Annotated in this window: 10 protein-coding genes; 9 read left to right on the top strand and 1 reads right to left on the bottom strand. The window is 61.6% G+C overall.

The window, feature by feature from the left end; translation table 11 throughout:
* Positions 1 to 22: 22 nt before the first annotated feature.
* A complete protein-coding gene (locus NCR40_RS10405) occupies positions 23 to 2218 on the bottom strand; it encodes a hypothetical protein (protein WP_250509401.1) in 2196 nt (731 codons plus the stop codon).
* Between the two features lie 1242 nt (positions 2219 to 3460).
* Between NCR40_RS10405 and NCR40_RS10400 the strand changes: the two genes are divergently transcribed.
* The 9 genes from NCR40_RS10400 (at position 3461) to NCR40_RS10360 (ending at position 16021) form a co-directional block, all read left to right on the top strand.
* Positions 3461 to 4474, top strand: coding sequence for a GlxA family transcriptional regulator (locus NCR40_RS10400; protein ID WP_244826049.1), 1014 nt, complete (start codon positions 3461 to 3463; stop codon positions 4472 to 4474).
* Positions 4475 to 4638: 164 nt separating this feature from the next.
* On the top strand, positions 4639 to 6168 hold the full coding sequence (locus NCR40_RS10395; protein ID WP_244826048.1) for a mannose-1-phosphate guanylyltransferase/mannose-6-phosphate isomerase: 1530 nt from the start codon (positions 4639 to 4641) through the stop codon (positions 6166 to 6168).
* A 129-nt stretch (positions 6169 to 6297) separates the two neighbouring features.
* A complete protein-coding gene (locus NCR40_RS10390; RefSeq protein WP_250465406.1) occupies positions 6298 to 7677 on the top strand; it encodes an undecaprenyl-phosphate glucose phosphotransferase in 1380 nt (459 codons plus the stop codon).
* Positions 7678 to 7727: 50 nt separating this feature from the next.
* Positions 7728 to 8888, top strand: coding sequence for a polysaccharide biosynthesis/export family protein (locus NCR40_RS10385; RefSeq protein ID WP_244826045.1), 1161 nt, complete (start codon positions 7728 to 7730; stop codon positions 8886 to 8888).
* A gap of 69 nt (positions 8889 to 8957) precedes the next feature.
* Positions 8958 to 11186, top strand: coding sequence for a polysaccharide biosynthesis tyrosine autokinase (locus tag NCR40_RS10380; protein ID WP_250509400.1), 2229 nt, complete (start codon positions 8958 to 8960; stop codon positions 11184 to 11186).
* 88 nt (positions 11187 to 11274) lie between these two features.
* On the top strand, positions 11275 to 12393 hold the full coding sequence (gene gmd / locus NCR40_RS10375; protein WP_244826041.1) for a GDP-mannose 4,6-dehydratase: 1119 nt from the start codon (positions 11275 to 11277) through the stop codon (positions 12391 to 12393).
* A 5-nt stretch (positions 12394 to 12398) separates the two neighbouring features.
* Entirely contained in the window at positions 12399 to 13352 is a 954-nt protein-coding gene (locus tag NCR40_RS10370; RefSeq protein WP_244826040.1) for a GDP-L-fucose synthase family protein, read from the top strand.
* A gap of 44 nt (positions 13353 to 13396) precedes the next feature.
* On the top strand, positions 13397 to 14539 hold the full coding sequence (locus tag NCR40_RS10365) for a glycosyltransferase family 4 protein (protein ID WP_250465405.1): 1143 nt from the start codon (positions 13397 to 13399) through the stop codon (positions 14537 to 14539).
* 156 nt (positions 14540 to 14695) lie between these two features.
* Positions 14696 to 16021: a glycosyltransferase WbuB gene (locus tag NCR40_RS10360; protein ID WP_250509399.1), complete on the top strand. Its 1326-nt coding sequence runs from the start codon at positions 14696 to 14698 to the stop codon at positions 16019 to 16021.
* Positions 16022 to 16080: the final 59 nt, after the last annotated feature.

The following is a 16080-nucleotide window of genomic DNA, read 5'->3' as shown; positions in this document are numbered from 1 at the left end:
GCGTTTTCCGTTCGCCAAGGGCTCATCGACCCGTGTATCCGGCGGGCGTCGTGACGTTGGCGCGCATGGCATCGGCGTTATCGGAGACGACGTATATGGGCGCCTCGGTCAGCACGAGCGGCAGGCGCCCGTCGCTGTACTTCATGGCCGATGCATTGCCCATCATGTCGAATACCGTCACCGTGCCGGACTTCGCGGGCGCATCGACGATGAGGCTGTAGTTCGCTCCATGCGACGCATCGAAGCCCTTTGGTCCCGGCCATATCGCATTGCTATGGGTCCAGAGCGCGGTGACCACCTTGCCGCCGTTCAGCCGCTGGAACGCGTAGGCATAGACGCCTTTGGGCGTGCCGTTTACATAGCCGAGCGTGGTCGTGCCGTCGATCAGACGCGTCATGGCGGCCACGGCCATCGCGGCGGGCTTCGGGCTGATCTGCGTCTGCCCGTAGCCGCCTTGCGCATTCACGAGATCGAAGAACACGCCATAGCCCACCTCGGGCGGATCGGCGGAATAGAACACGAAGCTCACGTCCGCGCCTTCGCCAAGCAATATCAGATGCGCGCGCGCCGTCACCGCGCCTTGTGCATAGAGCACGTTCCAGTTCGGCGTCGCCGGGCCGTACTTCGTGTTCAGGTCGTAGCTGATACCTGTCTCGGTGACGAAGAGCTTTGCGCCCGGCTTCACGACTTCGGTCATCGTGCGGCGCAGCTCGCGCATCGCGGCGGGCATCGCTTTCGATACGGTGGAAGCGTCGGCATCGAAACGTTCCGGCGGGTGCGACGGCGACGTGCCCACGTCGTAATAACCATGCGCGCTCACGCCATCCAGATACTTGCCGATGCCAAGCGGCGCCAGACGCTTGAGCCACGTCGTGTTCGAGGCCAGATTCGACAGCGTCAGGCCCATTACGACGGCGTTGGGGTCTCCCGCGTGAATGGCCTCGGCGGTGGCCTTGTACATCGCGACGAGATTGGCGTCCGTGTCGCGCCAGGGCAGACCGCCTTCGTAGTCCGGTTCCCATGTGACCTGGTAGTAGTTGTGCGCTTGCTGCGGGAACCAGCGCTTTCTAACCGCGTTCGATTCCACGCCGACACGTTTCATGTAGGCGCTGTATGCATCGAGCGAGGAAGGCGCGTAGCTGTGCGTGCGCTCGTGCGTGGGGCTCGCCCATGCGGGAATGCCATCGAGCTGGATGAGGCGCAGCAGATCGCCCGGCTTGAAGTAGGGCGCGAGGTTGTCCGCTGCCGCGTTGAACGTGTTCGGGCCTTTTTCCTCGGTCATGTACCAGTTGCGGTTGTCGTTGACCCAAGTGAGACCTAGCTCGGGATAGAGCGGACGATAACCGTCGCCGGAACAGCAGCTTTGACCCGGCTTGAGATACGCCGCGCCTTGTCCGCCGAAGCGATGCTGATCCGGATGCTCGAACGCCACGGGCGGCAGCGCCGGAGCCACCACCGGCAGCACACCGAACGTGGCGATGCCGGTGGGCCGTGTGCCGCGCGTTGGCAACGCGCTCTTACCCGACTTGAGCGATGCGCTCACCGCGAAGTAACCCGCCGCCTCCGACGTGCAGACGATCGTAGTAGTCGCGGGGCGCGCATCGACGGCAAACTGGCCGCTCGCCTTGACCGTGTTCCATGCGTCGCGGATCTGCCATGTGACGGTATCGGCGCCCTTGGCGCGCGTGGTGATGGCCACGCGCACCGGCGTCTTCAGCGCGAACATGCGCGTGCCGTCGCTGCCGGGCGTGTCCGCTTCGAGCATATCGCCGCTCACTGACGCCGATACGGGCGGTGTCGGCGCGCTGCAGCGAAGCGGCGGGGTATCGGCGGGAGCGGTTTGTTGTTCGGCCGCGGCGGACTGCGCGCGGGGCGCTGCCGTCTTGGTCGTGCTCGCATACCAGCAATGTTTTTCGACGCCGGGAGCGGGGTCGTCGAAGGCGCTGTTGTCGCAGCGTGCGCTGCCCGTGAAGGTCTTGATCGCGTGTTGCGCGGGCGTGCCGTACAGCACGCGCGTGGCGCCTTCGAATGTGCAGACGCCGTATTCGGCGGCGCAGGGAATCCACGCGGCGCCGTCGATGATCACCGCGCTGGCGGCAGGCGCCGCTTCCTCGGACGCGGCGTCGTCGCAGCCGGTCATCGAAGCAAGGAAGGCGAGCGCAAACGCGAGGCAGCCAACGCGAAGGGCGGTGAAGCGGGGTGCGAGTAATCCGTTCATCGTTCGCGTGACCTTGGCCGTATGGGAGATATGAGGAGCAAGCCGTGACGCCAAGCGCCGCCGATGCTACGAAACTGAAACGTTTCTCGCGCGCGCGTGGCGCCGCTCAGAAGCGATGATGCCGTCCACTTCTTCATCCGCTGCGTGCGCGTGCGCACGTGCAAGCCCGCTTCGTCCGATGAATACAGGCCACCGGCGTGCGATAGCAGCTTCATTGTGTCGAAAAGACCGATCTTCGAGCACGACCGCGCGCTTATCAGGAGTGAAACACCCGAGGCGTTCCAAATCGTAACGAAGGTCCCGGCCGGCGCGGAAAAGTTGACCGCCGGCGCGGGACCCGGTGCGAAGAATTCGCTGATCAGTCAAATACGCGATTACGCCCATTAATTGTGAATCAGGCATTGCAGATTACAGATTCTTTCAATCGGTCATTCAAAAAAGGGGCTCAGAACAGAAACCGCCGCAAATGACTAATCATTGGCGGATAAGCACGCTGCGCACGTCTAACGTGCACGGTGGTTTGCGGCGAAACGCGGCCTTGCAATGCAGCAGGATAGGTCTTAGGAAATCTTTCAAAAGTTAATTAAATTCGGCTTTTGATTCCCGCGTCCAAAGCGTTTTTGATAATCCGAATTGGCGCGCTCATATAATCCAGGAAATATTATTAGCGTTCCAAAACTTATCTAATTCGAGACAGCTAATTAATCAATTGGAGAGTAGGCGCCGGATCGAAGATTAACCAAAAATTTCCGATTCAGATGAAACGTCTGAACAGTCGCCAAGCATGCGATGTTGCACGGATGAATCAGTTTCGACGCTTCCCCCACGAGGGCGCAATCGTCTGTGAGCCGCACAGGGCCGTACGCTAGGGCTTGGCGGGAGTTTCTAAAGCGGTTTCTACGATACGCGAATTCTTTTCAAGCCGGCGCTTTGCATAAATTTTGTATGATGAATCGCGGTATTTGTTTCATCAGTCTTTGGACGATTGCGCTAAAAGAATTTGGGGATAGATATCAATGTGCGGTCACCCTCACAACCGAACAGATTTTGTGGTTTAAGAGCGAAAATCCGCACCACAAAAAACTTTGTCTGCTTATTATTCACACCAACGGATCGATTCCGCCAACCTCTCGTTCCCATCGGTCACGACAACCCGGCGCAGTTCGGGAAAGTCCTTGATGCAATGCAATGGCCGAGAACGCAAGCCGTACTCCTGGAACAAAAAAGCAGCAGAGGATGACCATGCCTTACGCCACTCTCGAACCCGCAGTGATGGGTTGGATGCCGCCCGCGACGAGACCGTCTCAGACCGAGGTGAAACGCATCGCGATTTTGCTGTTCGACGGATTTTCGCTCCTCGGCGCGGGAATCGTCGCGGAAGTTTTTCACATGGCGAACGAACTGTCGTCGGTGAAAGCGAAGGCCGACTGCAAGTACGACGTGCGCTTTCTCTCGGTGGAGGGCGGCAACGTCGCGTGCTCGTCGTCGGTGCGCGTCTGGACCGACGGTCTCGATGCTCGTCACTACGGCGGTTTCGATGCGCTCTTCGTGGCCGGCGGTCGCGGCGCGGATGAAGCGGCCCGCGACGACCGCATCATCGAATGGGTGCGCCGCGTGAATTCGAAGACCACCGTCGTCAAGGCGATCTCCGAAGGCCGCAAGGTGCTGGAAGCCGCGGGTATCGGCAGCGTGCATCCGGGCCTCAACGACCCGCAGGCGCGCTACGGCAACAGCATGATCCACCTCGTGCGCGACGAACCGTCCGCCGATGGCGGCGATCGCTACGAATCGATGAAGGGCGCGCTCCTGCTCGTCAAGCGCGACCTTGGGCTGGACATCTCGCGCAACGTGGCCGAACGCCTGATGCCGGGGTCCGCCGCCAAGCTCGTGTCCATCCTGGGCGACAGCGGCGCGGCATCCGCGGGCGACAAGATTCGCGCGGCGGCGCGCTGGCTCCAGGACAACTGCGAGCGGCCGATCTCCGTCGTCGATGCGGCTCAGGTCGCCGCGATGAGCGAACGCAACTTTCTGCGCCGCTTCAAGATCGAGATGGGCATCACGCCTTCCGATTATCTGTTGCAGGCACGCCTCGCCGTGACCTGCGCGCTGCTCACCGACTCGGAACTGCCGGTGGACAAGATCGCGCGCAGAAGCGGCATGGGCAACGGCGACCGGCTCGCCAAGATTTTTCGCAAGCGCCTTCTGATCTCTCCGACCGAATATCGGATGCAGAGCCGGCGCGAAGCTAACGGTTGATCCACTCGGACTGGACGCCGGTTCGACAGACCCCGCCTTCTGTGGGGTAGCGGACAAGGATGGCGTTTAGCGTCGAACATTTGGCCGGACCAGATTGGTCCGGGACTCAATCATTCTCGGGCGGCAGATGCTGCGCGTTCGAACTTGCAGGCAGGAGTCCTGATATGAGCAATGATGCACGCACGGAAAGCGAAGTGACGGTGAACGCAGCGAACGCAGAAGCGTCTTCGGCCACGACGGCCGAGGCATGCCGGCGCCTGGTGCCCGTCATTCTCGCCGGCGGCTCGGGCACGCGCCTGTGGCCGATGTCCCGCGAGCAATTCCCGAAGCAACTGATCGGCATCGTTGGCCGCGATTCGCTTTTGCAAGCCACGGTCGGACGCCTCAAGGGCTTCTCCGGCAACTTCAAGGTCGAAGCCGATCCGATCATCGTGTGCGGTGAAGAGCATCGCTTCACGACAGAAGAGCAGACCCGCGAAAGCGGCGTGAACGCACGCATCATCGTCGAACCGGCACGCCGCGATACGGCGCCCGCGCTCACGCTCGCCGCGCTGCAAGCCGTGAAGGGCGGTCAGGACGCGATCATGGTGGCGATGCCCGCCGATCACTCCATCGCCGACTTGCCGGCGCTGCATCGCGCAATCGCGATTGCCGCCGAACACGCTGAGCGCGGCGTGATCGCTACGCTCGGTATTCCGCCGACGCGCCCGGATACGGGCTTCGGTTATATCCGTATCGGCCAGGCGCTCGAAGACGGCGCGCATCAGATCGACCGCTTCGTCGAAAAGCCCGCCGCCGAACTCGCCGCGCAGTACGTCGCCGCGGGCACGTACTGGTGGAACAGCGGCATCTTCGTCGTGCGCGCCAGTGTCTGGCTCGCCGCGCTCGAGAAGCTCAACATCGACATGCACTCGGCCTGCTGCGCCGCGATTTCGGAAGGCAAGGACGACGGCAAGTTCATCCGTCCGCAGGCCGCGCAATTCGGCCGCGCGCCGTCCGATTCGATCGACTACGCGGTCATGGAACACATCGGCACGCCGAGCGCGCCGTGCGAAGGCGTGGTGGTGCCGCTCGTCGCGGGCTGGTCGGACCTCGGTTCGTGGGACGCCGTGTGGGACGCGATGGACAAGGACGACTCGGGCAACGTGGCGAGCGGCCGCGTGGTGTTCGAAGGCGCGACCTCGAGCTACGCGCGCTCCGAGGGCGGCCGTCTCGTGGCCTGCGTCGGCACGACCAACATCATCGTCGTGGAAACGGATGACGCCGTGCTCGTGGCCGACCGTTCCCGCGTGCAGGACATCAAGGGTCTCGTCGCGCGTATCCGCGAGCAGCATGCGCCGGAAGCCGACACTCACCGCAAGGTGCGCCGTCCGTGGGGCTTCTACGACTCCATCGAACATGGCGAGCGGTTCCAGGTGAAGCGCATCGTCGTGACGCCGGGCGCACAGCTCTCGTTGCAGATGCATCACCATCGCGCGGAGCACTGGATCGTCGTGAGCGGCACGGCGCTCGTCACACGTGGCGAAGAGCAGTTCCTGCTCTCGGAAAACGAATCGACCTTCATTCCGCTCGGCGTGCGTCACCGTCTGGAAAACCCGGGCAAGGTACCGCTCGAAATGATCGAAGTGCAGTCCGGCAGTTATCTCGGCGAAGACGACATCGTGCGCTTCGACGATACGTATGGCCGCAGCTGATCGACGGCGCATACGAACAAGGCAGTCTTCTTTGCAGCGGTAACCAACGACATAAAGACCGTTACGCGAAGGGAGGACAAAAGAGGCAGGTGGTGTCAGGCAACAAGCGATTGCGTTCGGGGGAATGACATGCGCGATTTACAAGGATTGCTGGCGCGTCTTTTTGACGTGGCCATGATCGTCGGCGGCGCCGCTGTGGCGTCGCAGATCCGGTTCGAGTACATAGAGGCACACGCCTATTCGGTGGCGTTCGTCGCCTTTGCGGCGGCTTTCTCGCTCGCGCTGTTTCCCGGCTTCGGCGTGTACGAATCGTGGCGCGGCCGTAGCAAGCTCATGCTCGCGTGCCAGGTCTCACTGGGCTGGCTCGTCGTGCAGGGCTGCGCACTTGCGCTGATGTTCTCGCTGCATCGCCTCGACTACGTCTCGCGCCTCTGGTTCGCCTACTGGACCGCGATGTCCGGCGCGCTTCTGATCGCCGGCCGTCTGCTCACCCATGCGGTCCTCGCCAATGTACGCAACGCCGGTCTCAACCTGCACCAGGTGGCGATCGTCGGTTGCGGCAAGCATTGCGATTCCATCGTTAGAAAGATCGACCGCACGACCGACGCCGGCTTTCGCGCCAGCGCCGCGTTCAACGCAACGCCCGGTCAGGGCCGTCTCAACACGCGCGTTCCGGTGTACGAAGACTTCGACGCGTTCGTCGACTACGTGCGTACCCAGAACGTGCATGAAGTCTGGCTCGCCTTGCCGCTCTCGGAAGAACGCACCATCCTTCGTTTCGTGAACGAGTTCCGCAACGACCTCGTCAACGTGCGTTTCATTCCCGACGTGCGCAGCCTCGCGCTCTTCGAAAGCGGTGTGACGGATCTGCTCGGCGAACCCGCCATCAATCTCGTCGCCTCGCCGTTGTCGCCCAGCGCGCTTCTGCAGAAAGAACTCTTCGACCGCGCCTTCGCGCTTGCCGCGATCATCGCCGTCGCTCCCTTGCTGATTGCCTGCGCCATCGCCGTGAAGCTGTCTTCGCGCGGTCCGGTGCTCTTCACGCAACGCCGTAAAGGCGCGGATGGCCGCGTCTTCAACATCTACAAGTTCCGTTCGATGCGCATGCACACGGAACAGGCCGGAGTGCTTCGTCAGGCCACGCGCAATGATCCGCGCGTGACTCGTGTCGGAGCGTTCCTGCGCCGTACCAGCCTCGATGAGCTGCCGCAGTTCTTCAACGTTCTGCGCGGCGACATGTCGGTCGTGGGCCCGCGTCCGCACGCACTCGAACATGACGACCTTTATCAAAAGGTCGTGTCGGGGTACATCCATCGTTACCGGATCAAGCCGGGCATCACCGGCTGGGCTCAGGTCAACGGCTTTCGCGGGGAAACCGACCGCATCGAAAAAATGGAAGGACGCGTCGCTCATGACTTGTACTACCTCGGTAATTGGTCGTTCGGACTCGATATGAGAATCATCGCCGCTACGATCTTCAAGGGACTACGCCACACCAACGCTTACTGATGCAGGGGACGACCTACATGCACAACCAACAACAACCAGGCAGCATCTCCATGGCCGCCAATATCCAAATGTCGAAGTCGTCGGGCTTCCGGCTCAGCAGCCTTGCGGCGGCAGCCACGCTTTGCGTCGTGATGGCAGGCTGCGGTCTCGCACCGGGTATGAAGATGGAGAAGCCCGCGGCTCTCGTCGAAACTTCGACGGACCAGGGCGACCCGGCAACCACGGTCAACATTCCGATCACGCCGATCGATCTCTCGCTCGTGCGCAAGTTGAAGGCCGCGCAACCGTCGGCCACCGACGATCCGAATGCGAGCCTCTACGGCAAGGCGACGCCGTACAAGCTCGGCGTGGGCGACGTGCTGCAGATCACGGTATGGGATCACCCGGAACTCGTGGCGGCGCTCGGCCAGCCGGCCCAGCAGACGCGTATCGCGGATGCCGCTCCCGGCTTTATCGTCGATGCGGACGGCAACTTGCAGTTCCCGTATGTGAACCGCACGCTGCACGTCGCGGGCAAGACGGAATCGCAAGTGCAGCGCGAGCTGTACTCGGAGTTGTCGAAGGTTTTCGTGAAGCCGCAGGTGACGGTGCGCGTGGCTTCGTTCCGCGCTTCGCAGGTGTATATCGACGGCGACGTGCGTACGCCCGGCTCGCAACAGATCAACGACATTCCGATGACGTTGACCGAGGCGATCGGACGCGCGGGCGGTTTCGCGACGACGGCGGACCAGAGCCGCGTCACGCTGATCCGCGATGGCGTCACGTATCACATCAACATGGCCAGCATGACCTCGAAGGGCCGCAGCCCGTCGGACATCATGCTCAAGCCGGGCGATGCGCTGCGTATCGATTCGCGCGACGAGAACGGCGTCTACGTGATGGGCGAAGTGACCAAGCCCGCCACCGTGATCCCGATGCGCAACGGCAAGCTGACCTTGTCCGACGCGATCTCGCAAGCCGGCAGCTTCAACGCCGAGACTTCGGATCCGAAGGAGCTGTATGTGATCCGCAATGGCCAGACCGATACGCCTGAAGTCTACAAGCTGGACGCGCGTTCGCCTGTGTCCATGCTGCTTGCGAACAGTTTCGAATTGCAACCGAAGGATGTCGTCTACGTGGATAACAACGGACTCGTCCGTTTCAGCCGCGTGCTTAACCTGTTGCTGCCGGCGATCAATGCAGGCCTGACCGCGGCCGTGATTACAAAGTAAGCGTCAAGACCGGTGCGCAGGGGCGCGCCGGTCCACCTTGTGCGACTTAAAGAAAGAGCGAGCGAGACCATGGCCATGAACTTTGATACACGATACTCGGACGTCTCGACCGGCGACGAGTTGCGATTATCCGACTACCTGGCCGCTGTACTGGGCAACTGGAAGCTCGTGATGACCGTGATGCTCGCGGTGGTCGCACTGGGTGCCGCGTACGCTTTCATCGCGCCGCCGACCTACAAGGCCGACGCGCTGATCCAGGTGGAAGAGTCGAATAACGCGGGCAACGCTCAAGCGAACCCCAACGCATTGCAGGCCGTCTCGCAGATGTTCGACGCGAAGTCGACCACGGCCGCGCAGATCGAACTGCTGCGCTCGCGCCTCGTCGTCGACGACACGGTGCGCCGTTTGCACCTCGACATCAGCGCGCTTCCGCACACCATGCCCTTCGTGGGCGGTTTGGTTGGCAGCGTGTTCAACATGTTCAACATGCCCATTCCCTCGGGCTACCTCTCGCGCTTTGCGTGGGGCAATGAACAGATCGACGTGCCGCTCTTCGACACGCCGAAGGAACTCTACGAAAAGAAGTTCACGCTGGTCGCCGGAGAAAACGGCACCTACGTGCTGAACGATCCGGACGGCGTTTCCATTCTCACGGGCAAGGTCGGTCAGGAAGCCGCGGGCGTGACCGCGTTCGGTCCGGTCAAGCTCAAGGTGGACAAGCTCGAAAGCCCGGCAGGCGTGCAGTTCGAACTGCAACGCTTCTCGACGCTCACGACCATCGACAATCTCCAGAAGCGTCTGACGGTGGCGGAAACGGCGCTGCAATCGGGCATCATCGGTTTGAGCCTCGAGGGCGGCAACCCGAAAGAAATCGCGCAGATCGTCAACAACATCGCTAATCGCTACGTCGCGCAGGACGCCAACAAGCGTTCCGCCGAAGCCGAGAACACGCTGTCGTTCCTCGATCAGCAGTTGCCCATTCTGAAGAAGCAACTGGACGAAGCCGAGCAGAAGTACAACACGTTCCGCAACAAGCAAGGCACGGTCGACCTTTCCGAGGAAAGCCGCCTGCTGCTGCAACAGATCGTCGATAACAAGACCAAGCTCACGGACCTGCAACAGCAACGCGCCGAACTGTCGCTGCGCTTTACGGCCAACCATCCGTCGGTGCAGGCGCTCGATGCGCAGATCGCTTCGCTCACCGGCGCGCAAACGCGTCTCGGCAAGAACGTCTCGACGCTGCCGGATACCGAGCAGACCGCGCTGCGTTATCTGCGTGACGTGCGTGTCAACACCGAGCTCTACACGAACCTCCTGAACAGCGCGCAGCAACTGCGCATTGCGAAGGCCGGGCAGATCGGCAACGTGCGCGTGGTCGACTATGCGCAAGCGCCGGATGATCCTGTCCGTCCGAAGCGCGTGATCGTGATCCTGATCGCAGCCGGTATCGGCCTCGTGCTCGGCATTCTGATCGCCTTCGTGCGCAAGTCCCTGTACGGCGGTGTCGAACGTCCGGAAGAGATCGAAAAGCAACTCGGCGTGCGTGTGTTCGCCATCGTGCCGCGTAGCACCCAGCAACTGCGTCTGCAACGCAAGGTGGGCATGCGCCGCGAAGGACTGCACGTGCTTGCCGCGCAAGCGCCGGAAGATGCCGCTGTCGAAGGCATTCGCGGCCTGCGCACGTCGCTCAACCTGCAACTGGCCGATGCGCGCAACAACGTGGTGATGCTCACCGGTTCGCGTCCTGAAGCGGGCAAGTCGTTCCTCTCGGTGAATCTGGCGACGCTGGTTGCATCGACGAGAAAGCGCGTGCTTCTGATCGACGGCGACATGCGCCGTGGCGACATTCACTCGCATTTCGGCGTGCGTCATTCGCCGGGTCTGTCGGATGTGCTGATGGGCGCGGACGTGACGAGCGCGATCCTGCACGATGTCCTGCCGGGCGTGGACCTGATCACCAAGGGCTCGCTGCCTTCGCATCCGTCGGAACTGCTGGCAAGCGATCGCCTGGGCGAAGTGCTCGAGCATTTGAAGCAACTGTATGACCTCGTGATCGTCGATACCCCGCCGGTGCTGGCGGTGACCGACGCAACGGTGATCGGCAAGCATGCGGGCACGAGTCTTCTCGTCGTGCGGCATGGCAAGAATCAGGTGCAGGAAATCGGGGAAACGATGAAGCGCCTGCATCACGGCGGCGTGAACATGAAGGGCGTACTGCTCACGGATGTACCGCAATCGAAGATGTTGATGGGCAGCACCTACGCTGGCTATTACGGCTACGAAAGCATCGCAGAATAAAAACCGGACGCCGCCTGTAAGAACAATGACCGGCGCGCACCATGTGCATGGGCGCGCCAACACTCAGACCGCATACGAGAGGTTAAGCATGGACCGCAAAGTCGCTTTGATCACGGGCATCACGGGGCAAGACGGGTCGTACCTGGCCGAATTGCTGCTCGAAAAAGGCTACGAGGTGCACGGCATCAAGCGCCGTAGTTCGCTTTTCAACACTGACCGCATCGATCACCTGTATCGTGATCCGCACGATCCGGACCAGCGTCTGTTTCTGCATCACGGCGACCTTACGGATTCGACGAGCCTCGTGCGCATCATCCAGCGCGTGATGCCCGACGAAATCTATAACCTCGCGGCACAAAGCCACGTTGCGGTGTCGTTCGAGGAACCGGAATACACGGCCAACGCCGACGGTCTCGGGGCGCTGCGTATTCTCGAAGCGATCCGCATTCTCGGCCTCGAAAAGAAGACGCGTTTCTATCAGGCATCGACTTCCGAACTCTATGGTCTCGTGCAGGAAATTCCCCAGCGCGAAACCACGCCTTTCTATCCGCGCAGCCCCTATGCGGTCGCGAAGCTCTACGCCTACTGGATCACGGTGAACTACCGCGAAGCGTATGGCATGTATGCATGCAACGGCATTTTGTTCAACCACGAATCGCCGGTGCGCGGCGAGACTTTCGTCACGCGCAAGATCACGCGCGCCATCGCGCGTATCGCGGTCGGCATGCAAGACGATCTGTACCTCGGCAACATGTCCGCGCTGCGCGACTGGGGCCATGCGCGCGACTACGTCGAGATGCAATGGATGATGCTGCAGCAAGAGCAGCCGGAAGACTTCGTGATTGCAACGGGCGTGCAATACAGCGTGCGTGAATTCGTGCAACAGGCAGCGGCCGAACTCGGCGTACACGTGCGCTTCGAAGGCGAGGGCGTGGATGAAGTGGGTATCGTCGATCGAGTGGAAGGCCGCGAGACAAAGCTGAAGCCGGGTCAGGTGATCGTGCGTGTCGATCCGCGCTACTTCCGTCCGACCGAAGTGGAAACGCTGCTCGGCGATCCGTCGAAGGCGCATGCCAAGCTCGGCTGGCGTCCGCAGACCACCTTCCAGACGCTCGTCAAGGAGATGGTGCGCGCGGACTATCAGATTGCCCGACGCGACGCACTCGTCACGCTCGCCGGTTTCAAGGCCCTGGAACATCACGAGTAAAGCGCATGGACAAGCACGCACGCATTTTCGTGGCGGGACATCGCGGCATGGTGGGCTCGGCGCTGGTGCGCCGGCTCAACAAGGCCGGCTACCGCAACATCGTGACGCGCACGAAGGCGCATCTCGATCTCACCGACCAGGGCGCGGTGAACCTGTTCTTCGAGGAAGAGCATATCGACGTGGTGTTTCTCGCGGCGGCGCGCGTAGGGGGCATCCTCGCGAATTCGACGATGCCCGCCTCGTTCATCTACGAGAACCTAGCGATCCAGACCAACGTGATCCACGCGGCCTGCCGCTGGAACGTGAGCAAGCTCGTGTTCTTCGGTTCGTCGTGCATCTACCCGAAGGCCTGCCCGCAGCCGATCAAGGAAGAATATCTCCTGCAATCGGCGCTTGAGCCGACCAACGAAGCCTATGCGATTGCGAAGATCGCGGGCCTCAAGATGTGCGAGGCGTACAACCGTCAGTACGGCACGAAGTTCGTCTCGGTCATGCCGACGAATCTCTACGGCCCGAACGACAACTACGACCTGAAGAGCAGTCACGTGCTGCCCGCGCTGATTCGCAAGGCGCACGAAGCGAAGCAACGAGGGGATGCGACATTGCCGGTCTGGGGATCGGGCACGCCGCGTCGCGAGTTCCTGCATGTCGACGATCTCGCCGATGCCGCGACCTTCCTCATGGAAAGCGACATCAGCGAAGGCGTATTCAACGTCGGGACAGGTGAAGACCTGACCATCCGCGAACTCGCGCATACGATTTGTCGAGTGGTCGGCTTCGACGGTCAACTCGAGTTCGATGCCAGCAAGCCCGACGGCACGCCGCGCAAGCTGCTCGATGTTTCAAAGCTCGAAGGCATGGGATGGAAGGCGTCGATCGCACTGGAAGAAGGCATCCGCGCGACGTACGGGGACTTCCTCTCGCGTGACGAATCGATGCAAACGCCGGTCGCCGCATAGCCAGCCGCGAACATATCGAATCCTTTCCAAAGGACGCAAAAGAAATGTCAGCATCAGTGACCATTTTTCATAACGTCGTGTGGTCGCGGCATAAAGGCGAAGTTTTGTCCGCGTTGCATAACATCTCGGGGTCCGGCTCTATTCGTTATTCGATGGTGCAGATCGCGGATACGGAGCACGATCGCATCGGCTTTTCCGATGTCGACTATTCGTTCCACCGCTACCCGATGAGAAAGCTATACAGCGGCTGCTATGAAGACGTGCCGACCTGGCGCATGACCATGCGTCTCACTTGGGAAGTGCTCAAGGCGAAGTCCGATCTCGTGGTTTTGCCGGGGTATCACCGTCCGGAATATTGGGCGATGATGGCCGCGTGCATCCTCACCGGAAAGCGCCGCGCCGTGTTCTGCGATTCAACTGCACGTGACAATCCGCGCCGCATGTTGACCTCCATTCCGAAGCGCGTGTTCTTCGCGCTGTGCGATGGTTACTTCGCTTTCGGTACGCGCAGCCGTGAGTATCTGATGTCCCTCGGTGCGAAGCAGGAGAACATTTTCATCCCTTGTCAGGCTGCCGCGCTGCCGCGTTCGTTTTCACCGAAGACGGTGGGTGATGACCGGCTTCTACATCGGCAAGGCAACAAGCCGGTGTTCCTCTATGTCGGACGTCTGTCCGCCGAGAAGGGCATCGATACGCTGGTCGAAGCGTTCAGTACGCTCAAGAAGAGCGTGCCGGATGCCCAACTGCGTATCGTGGGTACGGGCCCGCTCGGCGACGCGTTGAAGCAGCAAGTGAAAGAGGCTGGTCTCGAGGAATCCGTGCAGTTTCTCGGCAGCCTGCAAGACGCGCCTCTGTCGCGCGAGTATTTCAGCGCGACGTGCATGGTGTTGCCGAGCCGGCGTGAACCGTGGGGTCTCGTCACGAACGAAGCATTGAGTCATGGTTGTCCGGTCATCGTCAGCGAAAGCTGCGGCTGCGTGCCGGAACTCGTGGTGGAAGGGGTATCGGGTTACTCCTTCCCTGCGGGCGATGTGGCGGCCTTGCATCGCACGATGCTCAAGTCGCTGGAAGCGTTCGCCGATACGGCGGGCACGGCGAGCCGTTGCACCGACGTGATTCAGCGCTTCGATCCGCCCACGGCGGCTGCCAATATCGCGCGAGGCTGCGCGCTCTTGCTGACCAACTAAGCGGGTGGCAAAAGCGGGACGGTAGATGGAGGAAGACGCACACAGGTAGTGAAGAGACGCTGCCAGACGCGCGGTCCTGCGCGCCTGGTAGCTGGCGCCTTGCCGGACGCGAAAGCCGTTCGGAGCGAAAGGCGCGTTAGTCGGGCGAGGGACCAAATGAGAATACTGATCTACGGGCTGAATTACGCGCCCGAGCTGACGGGAACCGGCAAGTACACGGCAGAGATGGCAGAAGCACTGGCCGCGGGCGGCCACGAAGTGCGCGTCGTCTGCGCGCCGCCATACTACCCGGAGTGGAAGGTCGGCGAGGGGTATCGAAGCTGGCTTCATCGTATCGAGTCGCGCAAGGGCGTGCGTGTATGGCGCGCGCCGCTATGGGTGCCCAAGAAGCCTAGCGGCGCAAAGCGCATGTTGCATCTTGCGTCGTTCGCGCTGGCGTCCATGCCCGCGCTCGCGGCGCATGTGGCGTGGCGTCCGCATATCGTGATGAGCATTGCACCGAGCCTCGCCAACGCGCCTGGCGCACTTGCGTTGGCACGTCTGACCGGCGCGCGTTCATGGCTGCATATTCAGGATTTCGAGGTTGATGCCGCCTTCGATCTCGGCCTGCTCAAGAACGCGCGCGCCAGCCGCATGGCGCTCGGCTTCGAACGCTGGCTGATGAAGCACTTCGACGTGGTCTCGTCGATTTCCGACAAGATGGTCGATCGCGCGGTGAAGAAGGGCGTGGAGCTGACGCGCGTGTTCCATCTGCCCAACTGGGTCGATACCGGCGCGATCTTTCCGCTCGATCGTCCGAGCGAGTTTCGTCGTGAACTCGGGATCGGAGAACATACGGGCGTGGTGCTCTATTCGGGCAACATGGGCGCGAAGCAAGGCCTCGAAGTATTGGCCGATGCCGCCGCCGCACTCGCATTGCGCGATGACATCGTCTTCGTGTTTTGCGGTAACGGCGCGACCAAGGCGGAATTGCAGAAGCGTTGCGCAGGTCTCAAGAACACGCGCTTCATGTGCCTTCAGCCGGTTGAGCGTCTGAACGAACTGCTCAATCTCGCCGATGTCCACGTGCTTCCGCAACGCGGCGATGTCGCCGATCTCGTGATGCCTTCGAAGCTCACCGGCATGTTCGCCAGTTCACGCGCCGTGATTGCCATGGCGCATGGCGGCACGGAACTCTACGAAGCCGTCAATGGACGTGGCGTCGTGATCAAGCCGGAGAGCGCGAAGGACCTGACCGATGCGATAGAAATGCTGATCGGCGACCCGGAGTTGCGGGCTTCGCATGGCGAGCAAGGACGGCTCTTCGCACAAGAACGTCTGTCGCCGGCTTCCGTGTTTGCACGCCTCGAAGACCGCTTGATATCGCTCATCGGCAAGCCGGTTCCGCATGCGGCGCCGGTGCGGATCAAGGAAGCGGCTGCGCGGCCGGCGGATACGGATATGTTTATCGAGCGTGCGCCTGTCGTCGAGAAGATCGAATAGCAGAGCATCGCGCCGGCTGTTTCACGTGACTTGCAAGGGTTCGTCTTTCATCGAAGACG

Source organism: Caballeronia sp. GACF4, from assembly GCF_023631025.1.
Lineage (GTDB): Bacteria > Pseudomonadota > Gammaproteobacteria > Burkholderiales > Burkholderiaceae > Caballeronia.
This window is presented reverse-complemented; position numbering and strand designations above follow the sequence as displayed.

Bases quoted from the DNA above. Each gene is read 5' to 3' on its own strand.
- NCR40_RS10390 (WP_250465406.1), top strand. From the start codon at position 6,298: ATGCGCGATTTACAAGGATTGCTGGCGCGTCTTTTTGACGTGGCCATG.
- NCR40_RS10380 (WP_250509400.1), top strand. From the start codon at position 8,958: ATGGCCATGAACTTTGATACACGATACTCGGACGTCTCGACCGGCGAC.
- NCR40_RS10395 (WP_244826048.1), top strand. From the start codon at position 4,639: ATGAGCAATGATGCACGCACGGAAAGCGAAGTGACGGTGAACGCAGCG.
- gmd (WP_244826041.1), top strand. From the start codon at position 11,275: ATGGACCGCAAAGTCGCTTTGATCACGGGCATCACGGGGCAAGACGGG.
- NCR40_RS10400 (WP_244826049.1), top strand. From the start codon at position 3,461: ATGCCTTACGCCACTCTCGAACCCGCAGTGATGGGTTGGATGCCGCCC.
- NCR40_RS10405 (WP_250509401.1), bottom strand. From the start codon at position 2,218: ATGAACGGATTACTCGCACCCCGCTTCACCGCCCTTCGCGTTGGCTGC.
- NCR40_RS10360 (WP_250509399.1), top strand. From the start codon at position 14,696: ATGAGAATACTGATCTACGGGCTGAATTACGCGCCCGAGCTGACGGGA.
- NCR40_RS10370 (WP_244826040.1), top strand. From the start codon at position 12,399: ATGGACAAGCACGCACGCATTTTCGTGGCGGGACATCGCGGCATGGTG.
- NCR40_RS10365 (WP_250465405.1), top strand. From the start codon at position 13,397: ATGTCAGCATCAGTGACCATTTTTCATAACGTCGTGTGGTCGCGGCAT.
- NCR40_RS10385 (WP_244826045.1), top strand. From the start codon at position 7,728: ATGGCCGCCAATATCCAAATGTCGAAGTCGTCGGGCTTCCGGCTCAGC.